The organism is Pantoea sp. Lu_F5_004 (assembly GCF_051136245.1).
In the GTDB taxonomy this organism is placed as follows: domain Bacteria; phylum Pseudomonadota; class Gammaproteobacteria; order Enterobacterales; family Enterobacteriaceae; genus Pantoea; species Pantoea agglomerans.
The window spans coordinates 190,237-215,353 of record NZ_CP194946.1 but is presented as its reverse complement, the minus strand read 5'-3'; the positions used below and the strand labels follow the sequence as shown (position 1 = coordinate 215,353).

19 protein-coding genes, 4 tRNA genes, 3 rRNA genes and 1 riboswitch are annotated in these 25,117 nt (G+C 53.6%); of the genes, 6 read left to right on the top strand and 20 right to left on the bottom strand.

What is annotated here, in order from left to right; all coding sequences use genetic code 11:
• Positions 1-119 precede the first annotated feature (119 nt).
• Positions 120-218, bottom strand: coding sequence for an ilv operon leader peptide (gene ilvL, locus ACR8BN_RS01015; RefSeq protein ID WP_072101316.1), 99 nt, complete (start codon positions 216-218; stop codon positions 120-122).
• Positions 219-548: 330 nt separating this feature from the next.
• Between ilvL and ACR8BN_RS01010 the strand changes: the two genes are divergently transcribed.
• A complete protein-coding gene (locus tag ACR8BN_RS01010) occupies positions 549-2,069 on the top strand; it encodes a YifB family Mg chelatase-like AAA ATPase (RefSeq protein ID WP_039389704.1) in 1,521 nt (506 codons plus the stop codon).
• 26 nt (positions 2,070-2,095) lie between these two features.
• Here ACR8BN_RS01010 and ACR8BN_RS01005 read toward each other — a convergent pair whose 3' ends face one another.
• Positions 2,096-2,434 carry a DUF413 domain-containing protein gene (locus ACR8BN_RS01005; RefSeq protein WP_010253568.1) on the bottom strand — a complete coding sequence of 113 codons (339 nt, stop codon included), beginning with the start codon at positions 2,432-2,434 and terminating at the stop codon, positions 2,096-2,098.
• A 120-nt stretch (positions 2,435-2,554) separates the two neighbouring features.
• Here ACR8BN_RS01005 and hdfR point away from each other — a divergent pair, with 120 nt between their 5' ends.
• On the top strand, positions 2,555-3,388 hold the full coding sequence (gene hdfR / locus ACR8BN_RS01000) for an HTH-type transcriptional regulator HdfR (protein WP_010253571.1): 834 nt from the start codon (positions 2,555-2,557) through the stop codon (positions 3,386-3,388).
• A 118-nt stretch (positions 3,389-3,506) separates the two neighbouring features.
• Here the strand turns inward: hdfR and ACR8BN_RS00995 are convergent.
• The 9 genes from ACR8BN_RS00995 to btuB form a co-directional block, all read right to left on the bottom strand.
• Positions 3,507-3,582 (bottom strand) — tRNA-Trp (locus tag ACR8BN_RS00995).
• A gap of 7 nt (positions 3,583-3,589) precedes the next feature.
• Positions 3,590-3,666, bottom strand: a tRNA-Asp gene (locus ACR8BN_RS00990).
• Positions 3,667-3,753: 87 nt separating this feature from the next.
• A 5S ribosomal RNA gene (gene rrf / locus ACR8BN_RS00985) occupies positions 3,754-3,869 on the bottom strand.
• A gap of 90 nt (positions 3,870-3,959) precedes the next feature.
• Positions 3,960-6,868 (bottom strand): 23S ribosomal RNA (locus tag ACR8BN_RS00980).
• 211 nt (positions 6,869-7,079) lie between these two features.
• Positions 7,080-7,155 (bottom strand) — tRNA-Ala (locus ACR8BN_RS00975).
• Between the two features lie 146 nt (positions 7,156-7,301).
• Positions 7,302-7,378, bottom strand: a tRNA-Ile gene (locus tag ACR8BN_RS00970).
• Between the two features lie 73 nt (positions 7,379-7,451).
• A 16S ribosomal RNA gene (locus ACR8BN_RS00965) occupies positions 7,452-8,991 on the bottom strand.
• The 16S, 23S and 5S rRNA genes sit together here with 4 tRNA genes alongside, the layout of an rRNA operon.
• Positions 8,992-9,385: 394 nt before the next feature.
• A complete protein-coding gene (murI, locus tag ACR8BN_RS00960) occupies positions 9,386-10,237 on the bottom strand; it encodes a glutamate racemase (protein WP_115758627.1) in 852 nt (283 codons plus the stop codon).
• Positions 10,182-12,059: a TonB-dependent vitamin B12 receptor BtuB gene (gene btuB, locus ACR8BN_RS00955; protein WP_434747245.1), complete on the bottom strand. Its 1,878-nt coding sequence runs from the start codon at positions 12,057-12,059 to the stop codon at positions 10,182-10,184. The genes murI and btuB overlap by 56 nt, the downstream gene beginning before the upstream one ends.
• A 69-nt stretch (positions 12,060-12,128) precedes the next feature.
• A riboswitch (cobalamin riboswitch) is annotated at positions 12,129-12,311 on the bottom strand.
• Between the two features lie 110 nt (positions 12,312-12,421).
• Here btuB and trmA point away from each other — a divergent pair.
• Entirely contained in the window at positions 12,422-13,525 is a 1,104-nt protein-coding gene (trmA, locus tag ACR8BN_RS00950; protein ID WP_039387257.1) for a tRNA (uridine(54)-C5)-methyltransferase TrmA, read from the top strand.
• A 38-nt stretch (positions 13,526-13,563) separates the two neighbouring features.
• On the opposite strand, the gene ACR8BN_RS00945 is transcribed toward trmA, so the two are convergent.
• Positions 13,564-13,917, bottom strand: coding sequence for a YijD family membrane protein (locus tag ACR8BN_RS00945; protein WP_010258126.1), 354 nt, complete (start codon positions 13,915-13,917; stop codon positions 13,564-13,566).
• A 14-nt stretch (positions 13,918-13,931) separates the two neighbouring features.
• The gene (fabR, locus tag ACR8BN_RS00940; RefSeq protein WP_010258128.1) at positions 13,932-14,579 is read right to left on the bottom strand and encodes an HTH-type transcriptional repressor FabR; all 648 of its coding nucleotides are present in this window, start codon (positions 14,577-14,579) and stop codon (positions 13,932-13,934) included.
• Between the two features lie 192 nt (positions 14,580-14,771).
• On the opposite strand from fabR, the gene sthA reads away from it, so the two are divergent.
• Positions 14,772-16,172, top strand: a complete 1,401-nt coding sequence (gene sthA, locus ACR8BN_RS00935; RefSeq protein ID WP_010258130.1) for a Si-specific NAD(P)(+) transhydrogenase — start codon at positions 14,772-14,774, stop codon at positions 16,170-16,172.
• Here sthA and oxyR read toward each other — a convergent pair.
• Complete coding sequence (oxyR, locus tag ACR8BN_RS00930) at positions 16,155-17,072, bottom strand: DNA-binding transcriptional regulator OxyR (RefSeq protein WP_010258132.1); 918 nt, start codon at positions 17,070-17,072, stop codon at positions 16,155-16,157. The two genes, sthA and oxyR, sit on opposite strands and share 18 nt — an antisense overlap.
• Before the next feature lie 124 nt (positions 17,073-17,196).
• Between oxyR and ACR8BN_RS00925 the strand changes: the two genes are divergently transcribed.
• On the top strand, positions 17,197-17,931 hold the full coding sequence (locus ACR8BN_RS00925) for a glutathione peroxidase (RefSeq protein WP_031591828.1): 735 nt from the start codon (positions 17,197-17,199) through the stop codon (positions 17,929-17,931).
• 138 nt (positions 17,932-18,069) lie between these two features.
• On the opposite strand, the gene ACR8BN_RS00920 is transcribed toward ACR8BN_RS00925, so the two are convergent.
• The 6 genes from ACR8BN_RS00920 to argC form a co-directional block, all read right to left on the bottom strand.
• Complete coding sequence (locus ACR8BN_RS00920) at positions 18,070-18,432, bottom strand: hypothetical protein (protein ID WP_071941051.1); 363 nt, start codon at positions 18,430-18,432, stop codon at positions 18,070-18,072.
• A 21-nt stretch (positions 18,433-18,453) separates the two neighbouring features.
• Positions 18,454-18,786, bottom strand: coding sequence for a hypothetical protein (locus ACR8BN_RS00915; RefSeq protein WP_064703057.1), 333 nt, complete (start codon positions 18,784-18,786; stop codon positions 18,454-18,456).
• Positions 18,787-19,063: 277 nt separating this feature from the next.
• Entirely contained in the window at positions 19,064-20,437 is a 1,374-nt protein-coding gene (gene argH, locus ACR8BN_RS00910; RefSeq protein WP_083070712.1) for an argininosuccinate lyase, read from the bottom strand.
• Positions 20,438-20,527: 90 nt separating this feature from the next.
• A complete protein-coding gene (locus ACR8BN_RS00905) occupies positions 20,528-21,745 on the bottom strand; it encodes an argininosuccinate synthase (protein WP_022624925.1) in 1,218 nt (405 codons plus the stop codon).
• A 24-nt stretch (positions 21,746-21,769) separates the two neighbouring features.
• The gene (gene argB / locus ACR8BN_RS00900) at positions 21,770-22,546 is read right to left on the bottom strand and encodes an acetylglutamate kinase (RefSeq protein WP_010258140.1); all 777 of its coding nucleotides are present in this window, start codon (positions 22,544-22,546) and stop codon (positions 21,770-21,772) included.
• Positions 22,547-22,560: 14 nt separating this feature from the next.
• On the bottom strand, positions 22,561-23,565 hold the full coding sequence (gene argC / locus ACR8BN_RS00895; protein ID WP_010672063.1) for an N-acetyl-gamma-glutamyl-phosphate reductase: 1,005 nt from the start codon (positions 23,563-23,565) through the stop codon (positions 22,561-22,563).
• Positions 23,566-23,732: 167 nt separating this feature from the next.
• On the opposite strand from argC, the gene argE reads away from it, so the two are divergent.
• Complete coding sequence (argE, locus tag ACR8BN_RS00890) at positions 23,733-24,881, top strand: acetylornithine deacetylase (protein WP_434747244.1); 1,149 nt, start codon at positions 23,733-23,735, stop codon at positions 24,879-24,881.
• Positions 24,882-25,117: the final 236 nt, after the last annotated feature.

Here is a 25,117-nt window from a genome sequence, read left to right as displayed (position 1 = left end):
AGAATTTTATGCTACTGTTCATTGTTTGTTCCTTGTGGATTTACTGATATTTCCTCTGGTCGAAAAAAAACCCCCGGACCTTTCGGTGCGGGGGTTTTTTCGGATTCGAGGCTTGATTTTTAAGCCTTTCTTTCTCCAAGCGTTGCCCCGCACGGTAGGTTAATAACCACCACCACGCTAATCACGACCAGGCTAATCACTTGTAGAAGGGCTTTCATGTGTTGTTCAATTCTTTCGCTTGTTCGAAGTAATGCCTACAGAGTTATCATAGTCAGGGGGCATGATACAACTTTTTTTACAGAGTTTTTTTAGCGCGTTGCGCTAAATCGCGGCCTATCAATTTGTAATACAAGAAATAATTACATGATGATAATTATTCATCACTTTACTGACGTAATAATGTTTTGGTGAATTTGCGAGCAGACACGCAGCGTTTTAACAGGCCGTGCAAAAACTTCTGACAGGTTGTGCGATGACCCGAACAGTGCTGATGATGCCCTGGCTTTCCTTTGATGCTGTCACCAGACTGACGGTAACAAGGAGCGAGTATGTCATTGTCAAAAGTTCTGACCCGGGCAGCGCTGGGAGTGGAAGCCCCGCTGGTGACTATCGAGGCACACATCAGTAACGGACTGCCTGCGTTAACGCTGGTGGGCCTGCCTGAAACCACGGTGAAAGAGGCGCGTGAGCGGGTGCGCAGCGCCATTATCAACAGCGGTTTTGCCTTCCCGGCAAAACGCGTCACCATCAATCTGGCACCCGCAGATTTACCCAAAGAGGGCGGGCGGTATGACTTACCCATGGCGATTGCCATTCTGGTCGCCTCTGAGCAGCTTCCTGCCGACAAACTGACGCACTATGAGTTTCTGGGTGAGCTGGCACTCGACGGCGCACTGTGCGGTGTACAAGGCGCCATTCCCGCGGCCATGGTAGCCATTCAGGCTGGACGACAGCTGGTCCTCTCCACTGAGAATCAGTGTGATGCCGGACTAATCCGTCAGGGATCGTCGCTGGTTGCCTCTCACCTCAGCGAAGTGTGCGGCTTTCTGCGCAATGAACTCACATTACCAACAGCCCAATATCCTGAGCATAAGGGCGATGCACCTGCTGACGATCTCGCTGATATCATTGGTCAGGAACAGGGACGCAGAGCACTGGAGATCACTGCAGCTGGCGGGCACAACCTGTTGCTGATCGGGCCCCCTGGCACCGGTAAAACCATGCTCGCTACCCGGTTGCCCGGCATCATGCCCTCCTTAAGCGATCAGGAAGCACTGGAGTGCGCGGCAATCGCCAGCCTGGTGAACAGCAATACCCTGCACCGACAGTGGCGCACCCGGCCTTTCAGGTCACCTCACCACAGCGCCTCTCTCTATGCTCTGATTGGCGGCGGCTCACTGCCACGGCCCGGTGAGATCTCCCTGGCGCATAACGGCGTGCTGTTTCTGGATGAATTACCGGAATTTGATCGCAAGGTGCTGGACTCCCTGCGCGAACCATTAGAGTCGGGCGTCATCGCTATTTCACGCGCTCGGGCAAAAGTTACCTACCCGGCCCGGTTTCAGCTGATTGCTGCGATGAATCCAAGCCCAACCGGACACTATCAGGGACAGCATAACCGCTGCTCACCGCAGCAGGTGCTGCGTTATCTCAGTAAGCTATCCGGCCCCTTTCTTGATCGTTTTGATCTTTCGCTGGAGGTGCCGCTACTCCCCAGCGGCATGCTCAGCGGTCAGCGCACCAAAGCGGAAGCATCTGAGCAGGTTCGTCATCGGGTGGTCGCAGCGCGTGACATTCAGCTGGCTCGTGCAGGAAAAATAAATGCGCATTTAAACAATGCAGAGATTATGCGCTGGTGTCAGCCGGCTAAAGAGGATGCGGAGTGGCTGGAGTCAGTGCTGGAAAAACTGGGTTTATCTGTACGGGCATGGCAGCGGATTTTAAAAGTGGCGCGTACCCTGGCCGATCTGGCTGGGGAAGCAGACATCACCCGGCATCATCTGCAGGAAGCTGTCAGCTATCGCACGATAGATCGATTAATGATCCATCTGCATAACAGCCTGCAATAAAAAAAGGGGCTTTCGCCCCTTCTCTGTTAATCGTCGCTGTCGGTGAAGTCTTCAACGGTGTCCATCTGCGGTTTACCGCCAGACAGCGTATGAAAACGTTTAGGACGCTTAATGCGGGTCATATACTTAGACCATACACGTTCAGCTTCCGTTTGCGGCTCACGCACGCCACGACACACTTCAATAAACAAACGTTCTTCTTCGGTTGCAGGCTCACGCTTTGATAAATCCAGCTCATTAAAGGCAAAACCGTGGCGTTCAAGAAGCTGAGCTTCTTTAATAGTAAAGTCACCGTGGCGTGAGAAACCACGCGGGTAATGTTTGTTATCAAAGAAACGATTCTCTGTTGAGAAGCTTTCCGCCATGTTACACGCTCCTGATTTTCTAATGCCGTGCTGTTAATGGCGCGGAGTATTAGATAGGCTTGACAGAGTGTAAAACAAAACATTTAAATCTATACGACAAACATTTTTTGGGAGAACGCTGTGGATACGGAATTACTGAAAACTTTCCTGGAAGTGAGCAGAACTCGCCATTTCGGGCGTGCTGCAGAAGCACTTTACCTCACGCAATCTGCTGTCAGTTTTCGCATCCGTCAGTTAGAGAATCAGCTTGGCGTTAACCTTTTTACACGGCATCGCAATAACATACGTCTGACGGCGGCCGGAGAGCGACTGCTCCCCTATGCTGAAAGCCTGATGAGCACCTGGATGATGGCGAAGAAGGAGGTCTCACACACTCAGCAGCACCATGAGCTTTCAATAGGTGCCAGTGCATCACTATGGGAGGCTTATCTGACGCCATGGCTACAGACGCTCTACGAGAATCGGGAGAGCCTGCATTTAGAAGCGCGCGTGGCACAACGACATCTGCTGGTTAAGCAACTCCATGAGCGCCAGCTGGATCTGCTGATCACCACTGAAGCGCCTAAGATGGATGAATTAACCAGTCAGCAGATTGGTCATATTTCACTGGCTCTTTTCTGCGCCCGGCAGAGCGAGAAGCGTGAAAAATATGATTATATTAAGCTGGAATGGGGAGCAGATTTTCATCAGCATCAGAGCTATCTCTCCGGAGCTGATGATGTGCCGGTACTAACCACCACGTCGGCACATGTTACCCGTGAACTGCTGCATACCACCGGAGCGTGCGCATTTCTGCCGGACTTCTGGCAGAGTGTGTACAGTGAGTTGATGGTGATTCCGGATACGCCCGTAGCCGTTCGTCCACTCTATGCTGTCTGGTTGCAGAACAGCGATCAGCAGGCACATATCCGTCAGTTACTTAAATTCCCGATTCTGGTCAGGCAAAACAGCTGAATTTGCAGGCAGGACAGTAAGCAGAGAAGATCAGAGGCCAGTTAGATTTAGCTGGTTTTTCTTTTTTGCTTTTTTAAAGGCAAAAAAAAATCCTTTGCCGAAGCAAAGGATCGTTTTCTGGCAGGGGCGGAGGGACTCGAACCCCCAACACCCGGTTTTGGAGACCGGTGCTCTACCAATTGAACTACGCCCCTAATAGGGTGGCGGAACGGACGGGGCTCGAACCCGCGACCCCCTGCGTGACAGGCAGGTATTCTAACCAACTGAACTACCGCTCCACCGATTCTTTCACAACTGTCAGCAACTGGCTGATAGCCGTCTGTTCCTGTTATTTTCCTTGTCAGGGGAAAAGGAACGAATTTGATGCCTGGCAGTTCCCTACTCTCGCATGGGGAGACCCCACACTACCATCGGCGCTACGGCGTTTCACTTCTGAGTTCGGCATGGGGTCAGGTGGGACCACCGCGCTAAAGCCGCCAGGCAAATTCTGTCTCCGCGCCGCCCGTAAGGCCGCGCAGAATATCCGGTACAGGCTGAAAATCGTGTCTCTCAAAAACGCCTCTGGCGTTGTAAGGTTAAGCCTCACGGGTCATTAGTACCGGTTAGCTCAACGCATCGCTGCGCTTACACACCCGGCCTATCAACGTCGTAGTCTTCAACGTCCCTTCAGGACTCTCAAGGAGTCAGGGAGAACTCATCTCGGGGCAAGTTTCGTGCTTAGATGCTTTCAGCACTTATCTTTTCCGCACTTAGCTACCGGGCAATGCCATTGGCATGACAACCCGAACACCAGTGGTGCGTTCACTCCGGTCCTCTCGTACTAGGAGCAACCCCCCTCAATTCTCCAGCGCCCACGGCAGATAGGGACCGAACTGTCTCACGACGTTCTAAACCCAGCTCGCGTACCACTTTAAACGGCGAACAGCCGTACCCTTGGGACCTACTTCAGCCCCAGGATGTGATGAGCCGACATCGAGGTGCCAAACACCGCCGTCGATATGAACTCTTGGGCGGTATCAGCCTGTTATCCCCGGAGTACCTTTTATCCGTTGAGCGATGGCCCTTCCATTCAGAACCACCGGATCACTATGACCTGCTTTCGCACCTGCTCGAGCCGTCACTCTCGCAGTCAAGCCAGCTTATGCCATTGCACTAACCTCACGATGTCCGACCGTGATTAGCTGACCTTCGTGCTCCTCCGTTACTCTTTAGGAGGAGACCGCCCCAGTCAAACTACCCACCAGACACTGTCCGCAGCCCGGATTACGGGCCTACGTTAGAACATCAAACATTAAAGGGTGGTATTTCAAGGTTGGCTCCACGCGAACTGGCGTCCGCGCTTCAAAGCCTCCCACCTATCCTACACATCAAGGCTCAATGTTCAGTGTCAAGCTGTAGTAAAGGTTCACGGGGTCTTTCCGTCTTGCCGCGGGTACACTGCATCTTCACAGCGAGTTCAATTTCACTGAGTCTCGGGTGGAGACAGCCTGGCCATCATTACGCCATTCGTGCAGGTCGGAACTTACCCGACAAGGAATTTCGCTACCTTAGGACCGTTATAGTTACGGCCGCCGTTTACCGGGGCTTCGATCAAGAGCTTCTCCTTGCGGATAACCCCATCAATTAACCTTCCGGCACCGGGCAGGCGTCACACCGTATACGTCCACTTTCGTGTTTGCACAGTGCTGTGTTTTTAATAAACAGTTGCAGCCAGCTGGTATCTTCGACTGGCTTCGGCTCGGGGAGCAAGTCCCTCCACCTACGCGCCAGCGTGCCTTCTCCCGAAGTTACGGCACCATTTTGCCTAGTTCCTTCACCCGAGTTCTCTCAAGCGCCTTGGTATTCTCTACCTGACCACCTGTGTCGGTTTGGGGTACGATTCTGTGTTACCTGATGCTTAGAGGCTTTTCCTGGAAGCTGGGCATTTATCACTTCAGCACCGTAGTGCCTCGTCGTCACGCCTCAGCGTTAACAAGCGTCCGGATTTACCTGGACACTCCGCCTACACGCTTAAACCGGGACAACCGTCGCCCGGCTGATATAGCCTTCTCCGTCCCCCCTTCGCAGTAACACCGAGTACAGGAATATTAACCTGTTTCCCATCGACTACGCCTTTCGGCCTCGCCTTAGGGGTCGACTCACCCTGCTCCGATTAACGTTGAACAGGAACCCTTGGTCTTCCGGCGAGCGGGCTTTTCACCCGCTTTATCGTTACTTATGTCAGCATTCGCACTTCTGATACCTCCAGCATGCCTCACAGCACACCTTCGACGGCTTACAGAACGCTCCCCTACCCAACAACGCATAAGCGTCGCTGCCGCAGCTTCGGTGCATGGTTTAGCCCCGTTACATCTTCCGCGCAGGCCGACTCGACCAGTGAGCTATTACGCTTTCTTTAAATGATGGCTGCTTCTAAGCCAACATCCTGGCTGTCTGTGCCTTCCCACATCGTTTCCCACTTAACCATGACTTTGGGACCTTAGCTGGCGGTCTGGGTTGTTTCCCTCTTCACGACGGACGTTAGCACCCGCCGTGTGTCTCCCGTGATAACATTCTTCGGTATTCGCAGTTTGCATCGGGTTGGTAAGCCGGGATGGCCCCCTAGCCGAAACAGTGCTCTACCCCCGAAGATGAGTTCACGAGGCGCTACCTAAATAGCTTTCGGGGAGAACCAGCTATCTCCCGGTTTGATTGGCCTTTCACCCCCAGCCACAGGTCATCCGCTAATTTTTCAACATTAGTCGGTTCGGTCCTCCAGTTAGTGTTACCCAACCTTCAACCTGCCCATGGCTAGATCACCGGGTTTCGGGTCTATACCCTGCAACTTAACGCCCAGTTAAGACTCGGTTTCCCTGCGGCTCCCCTATACGGTTAACCTTGCTACAGAATATAAGTCGCTGACCCATTATACAAAAGGTACGCAGTCACCCCCATAAAGAAGGCTCCCACTGCTTGTACGTACACGGTTTCAGGTTCTGTTTCACTCCCCTCGCCGGGGTTCTTTTCGCCTTTCCCTCACGGTACTGGTTCACTATCGGTCAGTCAGGAGTATTTAGCCTTGGAGGATGGTCCCCCCATATTCAGACAGGATACCACGTGTCCCGCCTTACTCATCGAGCTCACAGCATGTGTGTTTTTGTGTACGGGAGTATCACCCTGTACCCTGCGACTTTCCAGACGCTTCCACTAACACACAAGCTGATTCAGGCTCTGGGCTGCTCCCCGTTCGCTCGCCGCTACTGGGGGAATCTCGGTTGATTTCTTTTCCTCGGGGTACTTAGATGTTTCAGTTCCCCCGGTTCGCCTTGCAGCACTATGTATTCATGCTGCAATGATGCACAGAGTGCACCGGGTTTCCCCATTCGGACATCGACGGCTGTAGCGGTTCATATCACCTTACCGTCGCTTTACGCAGATTAGCACGTCCTTCATCGCCTCTGACTGCCTGGGCATCCACCGTGTACGCTTAGTCGCTTAACCTCACAACCCACAGGCGTTTTACAACGCTGCGTGTTGCAAGCATTTGAGAGACTCGAACGCATCGCTTTGTCATTCCTTAATTACGGAGGAATGACGCGCTGCGTCGTTTCAATTTTCAGCTTGTTCCGGATTGTTAAAGAGCATAATACGTCGCAGCACACCGTCGCCGGTATGCTCTGAGGTATTTCAGAAAAAAAACAGATAAACGGTATGGTGGAGCTAAGCGGGATCGAACCGCTGACCTCCTGCGTGCAAGGCAGGCGCTCTCCCAGCTGAGCTATAGCCCCATACAGTTACTGCAGAGACCACTACTACCACTCAACCGAGTTACATTCTTCAGGAGAAGGATGCAATTTCTTTTCAGGCAAGGCATGCGGAAGGGAAGTTTACTCAGGTAAACGACCGCGCGCATAACGCAGCATGAGAAGAAATTTGGTAGGCCTGAGTGGACTTGAACCACCGACCTCACCCTTATCAGGGGTGCGCTCTAACCACCTGAGCTACAAGCCTGTAGAGGTTTTTTCTGCTCGTTACTTTTTATCAGACAATCTGTGTGGACACTGCGCGGGAAGGTATCTTCAGGTAAGGAGGTGATCCAACCGCAGGTTCCCCTACGGTTACCTTGTTACGACTTCACCCCAGTCATGAATCACAAAGTGGTAAGCGCCCTCCCGAAGGTTAAGCTACCTACTTCTTTTGCAACCCACTCCCATGGTGTGACGGGCGGTGTGTACAAGGCCCGGGAACGTATTCACCGTGGCATTCTGATCCACGATTACTAGCGATTCCGACTTCACGGAGTCGAGTTGCAGACTCCGATCCGGACTACGACGCACTTTGTGAGGTCCGCTTGCTCTCGCGAGGTCGCTTCTCTTTGTATGCGCCATTGTAGCACGTGTGTAGCCCTACTCGTAAGGGCCATGATGACTTGACGTCATCCCCACCTTCCTCCGGTTTATCACCGGCAGTCTCCTTTGAGTTCCCGACCGAATCGCTGGCAACAAAGGATAAGGGTTGCGCTCGTTGCGGGACTTAACCCAACATTTCACAACACGAGCTGACGACAGCCATGCAGCACCTGTCTCAGCGTTCCCGAAGGCACCAAAGCATCTCTGCTAAGTTCGCTGGATGTCAAGAGTAGGTAAGGTTCTTCGCGTTGCATCGAATTAAACCACATGCTCCACCGCTTGTGCGGGCCCCCGTCAATTCATTTGAGTTTTAACCTTGCGGCCGTACTCCCCAGGCGGTCGACTTAACGCGTTAGCTCCGGAAGCCACTCCTCAAGGGAACAACCTCCAAGTCGACATCGTTTACGGCGTGGACTACCAGGGTATCTAATCCTGTTTGCTCCCCACGCTTTCGCACCTGAGCGTCAGTCTTTGTCCAGGGGGCCGCCTTCGCCACCGGTATTCCTCCAGATCTCTACGCATTTCACCGCTACACCTGGAATTCTACCCCCCTCTACAAGACTCAAGCCTGCCAGTTTCAAATGCAGTTCCCAGGTTAAGCCCGGGGATTTCACATCTGACTTAACAGACCGCCTGCGTGCGCTTTACGCCCAGTAATTCCGATTAACGCTTGCACCCTCCGTATTACCGCGGCTGCTGGCACGGAGTTAGCCGGTGCTTCTTCTGCGGGTAACGTCAATCGACAGGGTTATTAACCTCATCGCCTTCCTCCCCGCTGAAAGTACTTTACAACCCGAAGGCCTTCTTCATACACGCGGCATGGCTGCATCAGGCTTGCGCCCATTGTGCAATATTCCCCACTGCTGCCTCCCGTAGGAGTCTGGACCGTGTCTCAGTTCCAGTGTGGCTGGTCATCCTCTCAGACCAGCTAGGGATCGTCGCCTAGGTGGGCCATTACCCCGCCTACTAGCTAATCCCATCTGGGTTCATCCGATAGTGAGAGGCCCGAAGGTCCCCCTCTTTGGTCTTGCGACGTTATGCGGTATTAGCCACCGTTTCCAGTGGTTATCCCCCTCTATCGGGCAGATCCCCAGACATTACTCACCCGTCCGCCACTCGTCACCCAAGAGCAAGCTCTCTGTGCTACCGTCCGACTTGCATGTGTTAGGCCTGCCGCCAGCGTTCAATCTGAGCCATGATCAAACTCTTCAATTTAAGTTTGATTTGCTTAAACAAGTTAAGCGGTGCTCATCTGTAAAACGTCATAATGAATTTCATTATGTGTTCACTCGTGAGGCTTGATATTTTTTACGTCCGGAGACGCTGATATCAATCCTGCGAGTGCCCACACAGATTGTCTGATAAATTGTTAAAGAGCATGCCGCGATTTACTGCGGCGCGGGCTGCGTATATTACGCTTTCCGCATTGTCAGTCAAGCATTTATTTTCGCTTAACTCACTGGTTCGTATGATTTCGAACCTACTCAACCCGGCGCTTCGTAAGCCGTTGTGCCGTGTCAGTGGAGGCGCATTATAGGGAGTTCTCGGAGGGTGACAAGTGCTAATTTCAAATAAAATTCCGAGTGCTGATTTTTTCAGCTAAAAGCCGCTAAAGCGCCAGTTTTTCCAGCAACGAGAAGCCATAACGCCGTAAAACGGGTGATAATTGTACCGCTTCGCCATCCAGCTCCGTACAAAATGCAACGTTCTGCTGCGATGAATGCACTTCAGGTGCTTCATGCTCCAGCAGCCAGGCTGTACGTCGTGCAATTGCCGCACCGGAATCAATCAGACGCGTCCCTTCCGGTAACACCTGCTGCAACTCTTCGCGCAGTAAAGGAAAGTGCGTACAGCCTAAAACGACCGTATCCGGTGGCTCCGCCATCCGCAGCCACGGCTGAACAATACGGCGCACTTCATCCAGAGCAACTTCCGCACCATGGAGCTTCGCTTCTGCCAGTTCAACCAGCTCCGCTGATCCCAGCATCTCTATCTTGCAGGAACCGGCAAACTGCGACACCAGCTCATGGGTATAAGGACGGCGCACCGTGGCACGCGTCGCCAGCAAGCCCACTACGCCATTTCGCGTCAGGCGCGCGGCCGGTTTAATCGCCGGAACCACCCCCACGACAGGAAAGGCAAAACGTTCACGTAAAGCGGGCAATGAAACGGTGCTGGCCGTGTTACAGGCGATGATGACTAACGAGAGAGGATAGCTGTGGGTAATGGCCTCAACGATAGCGACCACCCGATCCACAATGAAAGTCTCGCTTTTTTCACCGTAAGGGAAGCCAGCGTTATCGAAGGCGTAAAGATAATGAAGATCCGGCAACAGCTGACGGACCTCATCATAGACAGAAAGCCCACCGACGCCGGAATCAAACACCAGCACGGTGGGACGCAAATCAGAAGTTGTAGCTGCCGCTGAGGTAATACTCTCGTCCTGGTGTCTGATAGCCATACACTGTCTCGTAATCTTTATCGAACAGGTTGGCAATTCTACCACGAACCGTGAGTTGTGAAGTGACAGGATATGAGACGGCGAGATCCCACAGGCTGACGCCCCCTAACTTCACGCGACGGCTGGGAGAGCGGTTAAAGTCCGTATCATAACGGTCACCCAGATAATGGTAGGTGACTGACCAGTCAAACTCATACAGCGTCCAGTCGAGCTGATATTTCACCTGCTGCTTAGCCCGGCGTACGAGCGGCTGATCGGTGCTGCCATCCCGCGCGTCGACATAATCATAAGAGAGCTGATGCGCCAGCGGCCCGGTGTCGAATCCTGCGGTCGCTTCAACGCCTTTAATGCGAGCCTGCTTAATGTTGTAGTAACGGAAAGTCGCCGGATCACTATCAATCAGATTATCGATGTCGTTGCGATAGCCCGACACACGCCAGTTCACCGGTCCGCTCAGCCCTTCAAAACCGCCTTCCCACTGCTTACTTTTTTCAGGATCGAGGTCGCGATTGCCATAAACCGGGCTGTAAACCTGCGACAGATTAGGTGCTTTAAAAGCGGTGCCATAAGAGGCGAACGCGCGGTAGCCGGAGATAAACTCCCATGAGGCCGCCGTCTGCCAGGTGTTATGCCAGCCAAACTGATTGTTGTCGTCACCGCGTACCGCACCTTCAAGGGTGACGCTGCCAAACTGCTGCTGGCCGGTCAGGTAGAGACCGGTATTACGCTGCTCATAACTATCTGACAAATAGTTCGTGCCCGGCTCGGTCGTCTCTTTCTGCCAGTCGACACCCGCGCTGATCGCCCCCTGCCCCACCTGCACGGTGTTGCCCCACTGCAGATTGTACTGGTTGACATCATCAAAGGTGGACGCGGCACCGTAGCGGCCATTGCGCGGATCGTAGTTAATGTCTTTGGTATGGCCATAACTGGCGATGAGCTGGGTAGAGTAGAAGTCACGATTGAAGCGGAACCCGGTGTCCCAGGTCTGACTGTAGAGCTGGCGGGTATCCGCCAGCCCGATAATATTGGAGTTATTATCGAAAGTGTATGAACCGTCGTAGGCGGTGCGGTTATCAAACCCGTAGCCGCGCACAAAACCACTGAGCTCATCGCTGAACTGATGCTCAAGGTTGCCATACAGGGTTTTGCTCATGAAGCCGTCGCGATCGTGTTGCGCCGGGCTAAAGTCATTGGGATAACCCGCCACCACGTCATACCCTTTGGTATAGGTGTAGTTGCCTGCCAGGGTGAGCTTTGTCGCATCGCCCAGCATCTGCTGAGTTGAGCCATCGTAGGATTGATAGCCGTTGGACCCGACGCCCGCCGTCAGCGTGGTGCCCGGTTGCGATCGGCCCGTAATGATATTCACCACGCCGCCAATCGCATCGGAACCGTAGACTGCAGAACGCGCGCCGCGAATATATTCGATGCGCTGCACCAGTGACAGCGGGATCTGGCTGAGGTCAGACGAACCGGTGATCCCCGCCTGATTAAGCCGGATACCATCAATCAGGATCAGTACATGTCTTGATTCGGTGCCACGGATAAACAGCGAACTCTGCTGCCCTAACCCGCCACTTTGCGCGACATCGACACCCGGCAGGCGGCGCATCACATCCGTCAGGCTTTTGGCCTGCCAGCGATCAATCTCATCACGTGTGACAACGGTGGTGGGTGCCAGCACACCTGAAACAGGTTCAGCAAAACGGTTGGCGGTCACTATTTGGGTATCATCATTCCCCTGAGCAAAACCGTATTGCGCCCAGAGAGAAATCGCCGTTGCGCTCAGAGCGAACAGCGAAGCAGTTTTTTTTGTCATTTTTATCGCATCCATAAGACGAAGCAGGATGCCGCAGGCCGACAATCAATAGCACGCGATGATTGTACGAGTAGCGACGTTACACCGGCAGGTCTTCGGGCTGGGAACCATAAGTGATGATGACTTCCCATCCCACAGGACAGTGTCTGCAATTGCACTCATCACGACATTCCTTACCGCTGCGCGTCAGCTCCAGATTCACACTGGATTCCCTATTAACTCAGGCTTGAGGCCGGCGTCTGCAGTCTACGGAGTGGAGATACGGAAGTCCAGACTGCCAAACATCTTCTCATTGCAGGACTGGACATCAGCAAGTGAATGCCTACAATCGCCCGCTGGTAAGCTATTAATCAGGATTGCTCATGACACCCGAACATCTCCCCATTGAAGACTATGACGCACAGCTGGCGGAAAAAGTCAGTCGTTTAGAGACGATGATGACGCCGTTTGCTGCGCCCGACGTGGAGGTGTTCCGTTCACCGGTCAGCCACTATCGGATGCGCGCCGAATTCCGCCTGTGGCACGACGGCGATGATATCTACCACATCATTTTTGATCAGCAGACACGCGAGCGGATCCGTGTTGATCAGTTCCCGGCGGCCAGCCAGCTGATCAATCAGCTGATGCCAAAGATGATCGCCGCGATCCGTGATAACCGTACCCTGCGTCATAAACTGTTCCAGATCGACTATCTGTCGACCCTGAGCAATCAGATTGTGATTTCGCTGCTCTATCACCGCAAACTGGATGATGAGTGGCAGCAGGCAGCCGCGGCGTTGCGTGACCAGCTTCGCGCGGAAGGGCTGGATGTGCAGCTGATTGGTCGCGCCACCAAGACCAAAATCTGTCTGGATCGCGACTACGTTGATGAGTGTCTGCCGGTGGCGGGTCGCGAGATTATCTATCGTCAGGTCGAAAACAGTTTTACCCAGCCTAATGCGGCGATGAATATTCAGATGCTGGAGTGGGCGCTGGATGTGACGCAGAATTCACAGGGCGACCTGCTGGAACTCTACTGCGGTAATGGCAACTTCTCGCTGGCGCTGGCACGCAATTTCCGCCGCGTTCTGGCGACTGAGATCGCCAAGCCCTCTGTTGCGTCAGCACAATACAATATTGCCGTGAACCAGATTGATAACGTGCAGATCATTCGTATGGCGGCGGAAGAGTTTACCCAGGCGATGAATGGCGTGCGCAGCTTTAATCGTCTGGAAGGAATTGACCTGACCAGCTACGAATGCGAGACGATTTTTGTCGATCCGCCGCGCAGCGGACTGGATGAAGAGACGGTGAAAATGGTGCAGGCGTATCCGCGTATCCTTTATATCTCCTGCAATCCGCAGACCCTGAGCGATAATCTGCAGACATTGGCGGAAACGCACGATGTGACGCGGCTGGCGCTGTTTGATCAGTTCCCCTATACCCACCATATGGAATGCGGTGTCCTGCTGACACGTAAAGCGTAAACAAAAACGGGAACCCTGAGGTTCCCGTTTTTTTATCACTACTGATTACGCTTGCGCTTAAAACGCGTCGCAATCCAGAACACCAGCGCTACCATCAGAACGGTGGGAACGAAGTTTGAGCCAATATCCGGGTATTCTGCCCGCACCAGCGCGCTATAAACCAGAATCCCCAGCAGGAAAAACGCCGCTGCCAGTCCTGGCATACCATCCGGCATATTGGTGTTGAGGTAACGCTGATGCAGACACCAGGCCGCCAGACCCAGCGCAATCAGCGGAAAAATCGAAAATGGAACAAAGGCGCTGAACAGCACAGAAAACGAGCCGTTAATCGCTAAGCCGGTAATAAAAGCCAGTACCAGTGTGCTTTTATCGCGAGTACCTGGGTGGGTCATGGACTGATCCTTACTCATTGCTCTTCGGGTTTTTCCAGGGTGGCCGCCAGTCGCTCTTGCTCCCGGCGGTACCAGTAATAAGCGCCTTTGGCGATCATACGCAGCTGTAACACCAGCCGATCCTCAAGCTTACGTCGCTGCTCAGCATCAACATCCAGTGCTTCTGCACCGGCGCTGAATACAATGGTCACCATCGCTTCAGCCTGCGCTTCGGTAAAACTGCGCGGCATGCGATTTTCGACCTCAAGATAATCGGCCAGTTCAGCGATAAAGTGCTGAATTTCACGCGCCACGGCGGCACGAAAAGCAGCAGAGGTGCCGGAACGTTCACGCAGTAACAGGCGGAAAGCGTTGGGATTGTTGCCGATAAACTCCATGAAGGTCGACACCGACGTTTTAATGATGCTGCCGCCTTTGGCAATACGCTGGCGCGCCTGGCGCATCAGCTGTCGCAGCATCAGCCCGCTTTCATCTACCATCGTCAGGCCAAGCTCATCAACATCCTTGAAATGACGATAAAAGGAGGTAGGTGCAATCCCTGCTTCACGGGCAACCTCCCGCAAACTCAGACTGGCAAAACTGCGCTCGGCGCTGAGCTGACTGAACGCTGCTTCAATCAGTGTACGTCGTGTACGTTCTTTTTGTTGCGCTCTGACGCCCATTCTCTCTGCCTTTAGCGGTGTTAAGCAGGCACTATAACAAAATTTTCAGCGTACAGATTGGCAATCTTTGTCACCGCCTGTGAACCTCACTCTTTGTCAAAATGTGATGAAAATCGCTGATAGAATTCAGAAGTGCGCGACGAGATGTTAGAATCTCGTTGTAAAAATGTATAAATAATAGGACGTATCGGTATGCAAAAGTCTTACGATTACGATGCCATTGTGATTGGCTCAGGGCCCGGCGGTGAAGGGGCGGCGATGGGGCTGGTAAAACAGGGAGCGCGCATCGCCGTGATTGAACGCTACCACAACATCGGCGGCGGTTGTACGCACTGGGGCACCATCCCTTCTAAAGCCCTTCGCCACGCCGTCAGTCGCATTATTGAATTCAACCAAAATCCGCTCTACAGCGATCATACCCGACTGCTTCGCTCCTCTTTTGCCGACATTCTCAATCACACTGAAAACGTGATCAGCCAGCAGACAGCCATGCGTCAGGGCTTCTACGAGCGTAACCGTTGTGAACTTTATCAGGGCGATGCGCATTTTGTTGATGCCAACACCATTGAGATTGAGCAACCGGATGGCACGCGTGAGACGCTGACGGCAGAGAAGTTTGTTATCGCCTGTGGTTCACGACCTTACCATCCTGACAATGTCGACTTTACTCATCCACGCGTTTATGACTCCGACTCTATTCTCAATCTGCACCACGAACCAGGCCACGTCATTATTTATGGCGCGGGCGTGATTGGCTGTGAATATGCGTCGATTTTCCGTGGCCTGAACGTCAAAGTTGACCTGATTAACACCCGCGATCGCCTGCTGGCGTTTCTTGATCAGGAGATGTCTGACTCTCTCTCTTACCACTTCTGGAACAGCGGCGTGGTGATTCGTCACAACGAAGAGTTTGAGAAGATCGAAGGGGTGGAAGATGGCGTCATCATGCATCTGAAGTCGGGTAAGAAAGTAAAAGCCGACTGCCTGCTTTACGCCAACGGCCGTACCGGCAACACCGATTCGCTGTCGCTGGAAAATGTGGGTCTGGAAGCGGATGGTCGTGGCCTGCTGAAAGTGAACAGCATGTATCAGACGGCTCAGCCGCACATTTATGCCGTTGGTGACGTGATTGGCTATCCAAGCCTGGCCTCAGCCGCCTACGATCAGGGCCGTATTGCCGCTCAGGCGATTATCAAAGGGGAAGCGTCAGCGCACCTGATTGAAGATATCCCAACCGGGATTTACACCATTCCGGAAATCAGCTCCGTGGGTAAAACCGAGCAGCAGCTGACGGCAATGAAGGTGCCTTACGAAGTGGGCCGCGCGCAGTTCAAACATCTGGCGCGAGCGCAGATCGTTGGCATGAACGTTGGCAGCCTGAAGATTCTGTTCCATCGGGAAACCAAAGAGATTCTTGGAATTCACTGCTTTGGTGAACGTGCCGCCGAGATTATTCATATCGGTCAGGCGATCATGGAGCAGAAAAACGGTGGCAACACGATTGAGTACTTCGTGAATACCACCTTTAACTATCCGACCATGGCCGAAGCCTATCGCGTTGCGGCGTTAAACGGCTTAAACCGCCTGTTTTAACGCGGCGTCGAAATAGTGCTGCATGTGGGTTTTAATCGCCTCTGCCAGCTGTTCATAACGGCTGCGCAGAGGTGAACCCGGACGATAGACCAGCGCAATCGTACGCTGTGGCACCGGTTTGTAGCAGGTGAGATAGCAGACGCCGTCGCGGATACGCTCCGGTGGGACTGCCAGCGCCGGTAGCAGCGTAATCCCGCTGCCTGCCGCCACCATATTGCGCAGCGTCTCAAGACTGGTCGCGCGGAAATGGGTATCTTCATCGGCGCCCGCCTCAAAGCAGAACCCCATCGCCTGGTCACGCAGACAGTGCCCATCTTCCAGCATCAGCAATTTCTCGCCTGCCAGATCGGACATAGGCACCCGGTCGCGATCGCACCAGGGATGATCGGCATAGACTGCCAGCTTCATCGGCTCATCAAACAACGGCACTTCGATAAAGGCCTGGCTCTCTTTGACCAGCGCGATAATCGCGCAGTCCAGCTTGCCGCTATCGAGCTGTGCCAGCAGCTGCTGCGTCTGCGCTTCGTGCAGATACATCTCCAGTTTCGGGAATGTCTGGTGCAGCGTCGGGATAATCTGTGGCAATAAGTAGGGCGCGGTAGTCGGGATGAGGCCGATATGCAGCGGACCTGACATCGCTTCCCCTTGCTGACTGGCCATCTCTTTCAGCACTTTCACTTCACGCAGCACCGTACGCGCCTGATCCACCAGCAGCAAACCTGCCTGGGTGAACAGCACTTTACGGCTGGTGCGCTCCAGCAGCATCACACCCAGCTCATCTTCCAGCTTACGGATCTGCCCGCTTAACGTCGGCTGACTGACATGACACGCATCCGCGGCACGGCGGAAATGACGGTGTTCAGCAAGCGAAACCAGATATTCAAGATCACGAATATTCATTATTACCCTCCAAGCCACGATAGCCCGTGGCGATAGATAGAATAGCAATGAACGATTGGCCCTATCAAGGGTGGTTGGGAATAATGCGCACATCAAATGGAACGCGGTATGTCAGGAGAAAAAAATGTTTGCAAGTCAGGAAGGTAAAGCTATTCCGTCAGTGACTTTTCACACACGTCAGGGCGATCGCTGGGTCGATGTCACCACTGAAGCGTTGTTTAAAGACAAAACGGTCATCGTTTTTTCACTGCCGGGTGCATTCACACCAACCTGCTCCTCCAGCCATCTGCCGCGTTACAACGAATTAGCGGGTCTGTTTGCCCAGCAGGGTGTGGACAGCATTCTGTGCGTCTCGGTGAATGACACGTTTGTGATGAACGCCTGGAAGGCAGAACAGCGCGCAGACAACATTACCTTTATCCCTGATGGCAACGGCGAGTTTACCCGCGGCATGGAAATGCTGGTTGAGAAAGCCGATCTCGGCTTTGGCCCACGTTCATGGCGCTACTCGATGCTGGTGCGTAACGGCGTGGTAGAGAAAATGTTTGTTGAGCCAAACAAGCCGGGTGACCCATTTGAGATCTCTGATGCCGACACCATGCTGCGCTATCTGGCGCCTGAGTGTAAAGCTCAGGAGTCGGTCTCAATCTTCACCAAACCTGGCTGCACTTTCTGCACACAGGCAAAACAGATGCTGATGGATCATGGTATTCAGTACGAAGAGATCGTGCTGGGACAGGATGCAACAACCGTGAGTCTGCGCGCCGTTTCAGGCCGGGCGACGGTACCGCAGATCTTCATGGGGGGTCGTCACATTGGCGGCAGTGAGGATCTGCAACAATATTTGCTGTCAGCGTAAGAGAATCTGAGCGTCGGCCGGGAGAGCAGGCGCTTTGATGATGTGCCTATAAAAATGAGTAATTCTGAAGCTAGAGGTTGGCGGGCATTTAATATGCCCGCTTTTTTTTGCCTGCAGTTCAGACATAACGAGCTGACGTTATGCCCCAGGCAGGCCTTTCATCAAATCGCCTATTAAATCCTGTGCCACAACAAGCCCGGCATCCCAACCAACGTAAGGGCCATAAACAGCACCAGCTGCGGCTCCAGCGATCGCTCCACCAATCATGCCGACAAGTGCGGTAATACCACCGCCGATACCAATGACGTCCGCAGAACTGGCACCACGACCGCCCAAAATAGCTAACGTCCAGGAACCCAGTACAGCTCCGCCAATTGAACATGCTATACCTTCGGCAACATTCGCCAGTAAATTTTCGCCATAAGCTCCAGATACTGAATTCAATTCATTACTATTTAATGTACGCATCATCGATTCCTTTTGAATAGCAAAAAAATTCATTATTAAATGAATGATTAGTAATTACTGAATTCCACCTGAAATAATAGTTTGTGCTAATTGCTCGACCAAGGGCAGGCTATATGATAACGATACCATTGCGCCGCCGATTACGCCTCCAATTCCGCCAATTATCGCACCACCAACGGCTCCAACCAATTGCCCAATTACACTCAGGCCTAAAATCCCCATTGCATCGCCACCGTGCAAATAACCGATAGCGCCTCCCGCAACAGCAGCAGCAACACCACCAATGACGGAGCTAGCCAAATGATCACCGATAAATAATGCAGCATCATTAGGAGTAATAGCAGCACCTGAAACGCCTGAAACTTCATCTAATGTTAATTCACGCATAAGCCCTCCCGGCCCAAATCAAGAACATTTAAAATAAGTAACCGCATTCTGTTACAGGGACAATTTAAATGTATTTACCTCTTTAAAAAATCGCAAAAAATCCATAAATTATTTTTATAAAAACTGAAATGCCACAATAAAAATTTCCCGAAATTTGTTTCAGATATAAAACCTGGCAATAGTCAAAAAAATGATTCAACAAGGAAGGATAATTCAGGAGGGGGTTAAAAAGACGGTTACAAAAGCTGGCAAAGCCTTTGCTTTGCCAGCTTTACCATTACGCCAGACGCTGCTTTGCGTCACCGATGGCACGCGCAACCTGCTGTGGCGAGACGCCGCCCTGTGCATTACGCTTATCCAGACAGGACTGCAGCGCCAGAATCGGATAGACATCCTCGCCAATCACTGCACTGAACTCCTGCAGCTGTGCCAGCGACAGCGCTTCCAGCGCCACGCCCTGCCCGATGGCGGCAACCACTACTTCGCCAACGATATGGTGAGCTTCACGGAACGGCACGCCTTTGGCGACCAGATAGTCAGCCAGTTCAGTGGAGTTTGCGTAACCCTGTTCAGCCGCTTCCTGGCAGCGCGGACGTTTGACCTGCAGGCCATCCAGCACCAGTACTGACATATGCAGACAGTCGAGCCAGGTGTCGAGCGCGTCAAACAGCCCCTCTTTGTCTTCCTGCATATCTTTGTTGTAGGCCAGCGGCAGACCTTTCAACGTCATCATCATGCCGGTCAGCGCGCCCTGCACCCGGCCACACTTGCCGCGAATCAGCTCCAGCGCATCCGGATTTTTCTTCTGCGGCATCAGCGATGAGCCGGAGGTCACTTTATCTGACAGCTCGATAAAGCCCGCTTCACCAGTGTTGAAGAAGATCATATCTTCGGCGAAGCGCGACAGATGCACCATGCCGATGGCAGCATCAGAGAGCAGCTCCAGCACATGATCGCGGTCTGATACGGTATCCAGACTGTTGCGCGTGGCGGAGGCAAAGCCCAGCCAGCCTGCCAGCTGCTGACGATCGATCTCATACGCGGTACCGGCCAGTGCGCCACAGCCCAGCGGACTGACATCGAGCCGCTTCAGCGTATCCTGCAGACGACTCTCGTCACGCGCCAGCATTTCAACGTAGGCCAGGCACCAGTGCGCAAACGTCACCGGCTGCGCACGCTGCAGATGCGTGTAGCCCGGCATCACCGCATCCTGATTGGCTTCGGCGGTGACCACCAGCGCCTGCTGGAGATCACGGGTGGCGCCCAGCAGCGCCTCAATCTGCACCTTGCACCACAGCTTGAGATCGGTCGCGACCTGATCGTTACGGCTACGTCCGGTGTGCAGTTTTTTGCCCAGCGCGCCCACCTTGTCGATCAGCTGGCCTTCAACCCAACTGTGGATATCTTCGGCGTCGCTCTGCAGAATCTGCTCAGGATCCTCACGGACTTCATCCAGTAACGTATTCAGGGCCGCTTCCAGCTGCTGCTGCTCATCCTGAGTCAGGACATTTACCGTCACCAGCGCTTTGGACCAGGCAACAGAGCCAATAATGTCCTGCTCTGCCAGGCGGTAATCGAAGCGCAGCGAGTCATTGAACTGTTTAAAACGTTGATCCGCTGCCTGAGTAAACCGTCCACCCCAAAGTGCCATGTGAAAACTCCTCTGAATCGTTAAACAAGGGGCGGCATAAATGCCGCCCCTGAAATGAAACTGTGAGGCGAGGCGCACCTCGCCTGAAAATTACTTCTTCTGCTCGTTCAGGGCGCGGATACGCGAAGAGAGCGAGAACAGACGGATAAAGCCGCCAGCATGACGGTGATCGTACACTTCATCTTCACCGAAGGTGGCGAACTCTTCCGAGTAGAGGCTGTTCGCGGAACGCTTCTGGGTGGCTGTCGCCTGGCCTTTGTAGAGTTGCAGTACCACTTCACCGTTAACCTCTTCCGCCAGCGATTCGGCAGCAGCCTGAATCGACTTACGCAGCGGGGCGAACCAGCGGCCGTCATAAACCACATAGGACATCTCGTGGCCGAGCTGCTCACGCCATTTGAAGCTATCGCGATCCAGCACCAGCTGCTCAACCGCACGCAGCGCATTGACCATGATGGTGCCGCCAGGGGTTTCGTAGCAGCCGCGGGATTTAATCCCTACCAGACGGTTCTCAACGATATCGATACGGCCGACGCCATGTTTTGCGCCCAGCACGTTAAGTTTTTCCAGGCACTGGAACGGACTCAGTTTTTCGCCGTTAACCGCCACGACCCGACCTTTTTCAACGGTTACGGTCACTTCTTCAGGCTGGTCAGGCGCTTCCAGCGGATCGACAGTCCAGACCCAGCAATCTTTATTTGGTGCATTGGCCGGGCTTTCCAGCACGCCACCTTCGGTGGAGATGTGCCAGGCGTTCTCGTCGCGGCTGTAGATTTTCTCCAGTGACGCGGTGGTCGGAATGTTGCGCTCTTTCAGGTAGTCCAGCAGCGCTTCACGTGAACGCAGGTTCCATTCACGCCACGGGGCCACCACTTTCAGCTGTGGTGCCAGCGCGGTGTAGGTGGTTTCGAAACGCACCTGGTCATTACCTTTACCGGTTGCGCCGTGACACAGCGCATCCGCACCCACTTTCAGCGCCAGCTCAACCTGTGCTTTAGCGATGATAGGACGCGCCATTGAAGTACCCAGCAGATAGGTGCCTTCATAGAGGGCGCCAGTCTGCAGCACCGGATAAACATAGTCGCTGATGAACTCTTCACGCAGGTCAACCACGTGGCATTCAGATGCGCCGGACTGCAGGGCTTTCTTCTCTACACCTTCCAGATCGCCGCGCTCCTGACCGATATCTGCGACAAAAGCGACGACTTCACAGCCGCCGTAGTTCTCTTTCAGCCATGGAATGATGGCCGAAGTATCAAGACCACCGGAGTAAGCCAGAACGATTTTTTTGATGTTTTGCGTTTGCATTTCGTAATCCTTGAATCAGAGTCGTTAAGCGAGAATCCGGGTGCCAATCGACACGCCGTTAAACAGGTCAGGCAGCCGCTCAGCGTGACGCCAGCTGGCAATATCCACCGGGCGGCCCAGGGTTCGCGCTGCATCAAGCGCAGCGTGCACTTTCACAATCATGCCGTCGGTAATAATGCCCTGGGTAATCAGCTGCTCAGCTTTGTCGGCGGTCATCTCTTCGATGCGCTGACCTTTGCCGTCGAGAATACCACTGACGTCTGACAACAGGACCAGATCAGCGCCCAGCGTCGAGGCCAGTGCGGTCGCCGCCTGATCAGCGTTGACGTTCATCAGGTCGCCGCTGTCAGTAATACCAATTGAGCTCACCACCGGCATATAACCGGCCGCCAGCAGGGTGTTCAGCAATGCCGGATCGCCCGGCATTGCGTGGCCAACATGGCCGAGTTCTTCATCAAACGGTGTGACATTCACGATGCCCGCATCGCCCAGGCAGAGGCCTACCGCGTTGATGCCCGATTTTTTTGCCCAGGCCAGCAGCGTTTTATTCGCGGTTCCTGCCAGCGCACCGGTAATAATGTCGATCTGATCGGCTGGTGTGACACGCAGGCCATTTTTCTTCTTCACCGGCAGCGCCAGCTTTTTCATCAGTTCATCCACCAGGCAACCGCCGCCGTGGACAATGATCAGCGGACGCTGATGGGCGCTGCGGTAGGTCAACAGCGCTTCAAACAGGCGGGCCAGCGCTTCTTCGCTGTCTAACAACACACCGCCCAGCTTGATAATCAATGGATTGGTCATGGTTTATTTATCCGTTAAATCAGTGACTGCGTTTCAGGGAAGCCGAACCGGATGTTCAGGCACTGTACCGCCTGCGATGCCGCGCCTTTCAGCAGATTATCTTCGGCTGCCACGACAATCAGATGCTCACCCTGCACTTCAAAACCGATATCGCAGTAAGGCAGACCCACAACGGCTTTCAGCGCCGGTACGCCCTGCTCGTAGAGCCGCACCAGTGGCTTGTTGTCATAGGCGCGATGGAAAACTGCGGCAATATCTTCACGGCTGACACCCGCTTTCAGACGGCAGGTAATCGTCGCCAGGATCCCGCGCGGGAAGTTACCCAGATGCGGAGTGAAGATCACCGGCGTACCAAGGTGCGCAACGATTTCCGGGTGATGACGATGATTGAACAGGCCGTAAGGCTGCAGGCTCACTTCGCAGAAGCTGGTGCCGACATTGGCTTTACGTCCGGCACCGCTCACGCCGCTGGTGGCGTTAATTACCGGCCATTGCGCCTCGTTTAACAGTCCGGCATCCACCAGGGGCTTCAGCGCCAGCTGCGCAGCGGTTGGGTAGCAACCTGGCACAGCCACCAGCTGCGCCTGCTGGATTTTCTCATGCTGATATTCGGCAAGGCCGTAAACGGCTTTGTCCAGCCAGTCGCCATGCTGATGGGTGAAGCCATAAAAGCGGGTATAAAAATCAGCGTCATTAACGCGGAACGCGCCCGACAGGTCGAATACCACACAGCCAGCCTTGAGAAATTCCGGCGCCAGGTCGTGGCTGACTTCGTGGGCCGTCGCCAGGAACACCACATCCACCTTATCTGCCCACTCGGCCGCGCTGCTCAGCGGCTGCAGCGGCAAATCCACCACACCTTTCAGCTGCGGATGGAGATCGGAGAGGCGCTTGCCGGCATCAGGGCTTTGCGCCGAAACCGCCAAAGCGGTTATGTTGATATGTGGATGGCGATTCAGGAAGGTGGCAAGCTCTGTGCCAGCATAACCACTGGCACCAACGATCAGCGTATTCAACATCAGGCTGTAACCCTTTTTACAGTCGCACGTTCCGGGTCGCGGCCTTGCCCCGTTACCCGCCCTGTCATCTGCAGTGATTTAAGGTTCCCTTGCAGAGGACGTTAATGTATTTTTATTCACTATTACTGCATGAATATGGATACATCCTAACCCAAGGACCGCCAACAGTGAAGACAAAATTACCGCCTTTTATTGAACTGTACCGCCAGTTAATCGCTACACCGTCGATCAGCGCAACCGATGCCGCACTGGATCAGAGTAATGAAACTTTAATCAATTTGCTGGCCGGCTGGTTCCGCGACCTCGGCTTCAGCGTTGAAGTGCAGCCGGTGCCCGGCACCCGCAATAAATTTAATATGCTGGCGCGCACCGGAAGCGGTGCGGGCGGCCTGCTGTTAGCGGGTCACACCGATACCGTTCCTTTTGACGATGGCCGCTGGACACGCGATCCCTTTACCCTGACCGAGCACGACAACAAGCTCTATGGCCTGGGTACGGCAGACATGAAAGGCTTCTTCGCCTTTATTCTCGATACACTGCGCGATGTGGATGTCAGCACGCTGAGCAAACCGCTCTATATCCTCGCTACGGCCGATGAAGAGACCACCATGGCTGGCGCCAAATATTTTTCTGAATCGACGCAGCTGCGTCCCGACTGCGCCATCATCGGTGAACCAACCTCACTTAAACCGGTGCGTGCGCACAAAGGTCACCTGTCGAATGTGATCCGTATCGAGGGGAAATCGGGCCACTCCAGCGATCCCGCACGTGGCGTTAACGCCATTGAACTGATGCATGAGTCGATCACCCATCTGATGCAACTGCGCAATACGCTGCAGGAGCGTTATCACCATGACGGTTTTGCCATCCCCTATCCCACCATGAACTTCGGCCATATTCATGGCGGTGACGCCGCTAACCGTATCTGCGCCTGCTGTGAACTGCATATGGATATTCGTCCACTGCCGGGCCTGTCGCTGAACGATCTCGATGGGCTACTGAATGAGGCGCTGGCACCGGTCAGTGCGCGCTGGCCGGGCCGTGTCACGGTGGCTGAACTGCATCCGCCGATTCCTGGCTACGAGTGCCCGGCAGATCATGAACTGGTCAATGTGGTCGAGAAATTACTGGGTATACCCACTGAGATGGTGAACTACTGCACCGAAGCGCCTTTTATTCAGCAGCTCTGCCCGACGCTGGTACTGGGTCCGGGGTCGATTGAGCAGGCACATCAGCCAGACGAATTTATTGATACTGCATTTATTAAGCCGACAAGGGCGCTTATCAGTCAGGTTGTGCAGCATTTTTGCCACTGATTAACAGCAAATGGGGCATTTCACTGCATTAACAGTAAAATGCCCCTTCATTGTGCGGGATTTAGCGATAAGAATAACTTATCCCGCTTCGTTCCCGATAAATTCTACGAATTTCCGTTATTTAGCCACATCTTCAGCGCACTTTAACGCATTTGACGAACGCAACATTACGTGGCTAGATAAAAGACGATGTTATGCCCAGCGGGTGATTATTCAGAGCGTTTCAGAATGTGGAC

What these genes read in the sequence shown, in the direction of transcription:
- trmA (WP_039387257.1), top strand. Translation starts at nt 12,422, where the DNA reads ATGACACCCGAACATCTCCCCATTGAAGACTATGACGCACAGCTGGCG.
- argC (WP_010672063.1), bottom strand. Translation starts at nt 23,565, where the DNA reads ATGTTGAATACGCTGATCGTTGGTGCCAGTGGTTATGCTGGCACAGAG.
- argB (WP_010258140.1), bottom strand. Translation starts at nt 22,546, where the DNA reads ATGACCAATCCATTGATTATCAAGCTGGGCGGTGTGTTGTTAGACAGC.
- ACR8BN_RS00915 (WP_064703057.1), bottom strand. Translation starts at nt 18,786, where the DNA reads ATGCGTGAATTAACATTAGATGAAGTTTCAGGCGTTTCAGGTGCTGCT.
- ACR8BN_RS01010 (WP_039389704.1), top strand. Translation starts at nt 549, where the DNA reads ATGTCATTGTCAAAAGTTCTGACCCGGGCAGCGCTGGGAGTGGAAGCC.
- ACR8BN_RS00920 (WP_071941051.1), bottom strand. Translation starts at nt 18,432, where the DNA reads ATGAATTTTTTTGCTATTCAAAAGGAATCGATGATGCGTACATTAAAT.
- btuB (WP_434747245.1), bottom strand. Translation starts at nt 12,059, where the DNA reads ATGACAAAAAAAACTGCTTCGCTGTTCGCTCTGAGCGCAACGGCGATT.
- ilvL (WP_072101316.1), bottom strand. Translation starts at nt 218, where the DNA reads ATGAAAGCCCTTCTACAAGTGATTAGCCTGGTCGTGATTAGCGTGGTG.
- sthA (WP_010258130.1), top strand. Translation starts at nt 14,772, where the DNA reads ATGCAAAAGTCTTACGATTACGATGCCATTGTGATTGGCTCAGGGCCC.
- ACR8BN_RS00905 (WP_022624925.1), bottom strand. Translation starts at nt 21,745, where the DNA reads ATGCAAACGCAAAACATCAAAAAAATCGTTCTGGCTTACTCCGGTGGT.
- ACR8BN_RS01005 (WP_010253568.1), bottom strand. Translation starts at nt 2,434, where the DNA reads ATGGCGGAAAGCTTCTCAACAGAGAATCGTTTCTTTGATAACAAACAT.
- argH (WP_083070712.1), bottom strand. Translation starts at nt 20,437, where the DNA reads ATGGCACTTTGGGGTGGACGGTTTACTCAGGCAGCGGATCAACGTTTT.
- oxyR (WP_010258132.1), bottom strand. Translation starts at nt 17,072, where the DNA reads ATGAATATTCGTGATCTTGAATATCTGGTTTCGCTTGCTGAACACCGT.
- ACR8BN_RS00945 (WP_010258126.1), bottom strand. Translation starts at nt 13,917, where the DNA reads ATGACCCACCCAGGTACTCGCGATAAAAGCACACTGGTACTGGCTTTT.
- fabR (WP_010258128.1), bottom strand. Translation starts at nt 14,579, where the DNA reads ATGGGCGTCAGAGCGCAACAAAAAGAACGTACACGACGTACACTGATT.
- ACR8BN_RS00925 (WP_031591828.1), top strand. Translation starts at nt 17,197, where the DNA reads ATGTTTGCAAGTCAGGAAGGTAAAGCTATTCCGTCAGTGACTTTTCAC.
- murI (WP_115758627.1), bottom strand. Translation starts at nt 10,237, where the DNA reads ATGGCTATCAGACACCAGGACGAGAGTATTACCTCAGCGGCAGCTACA.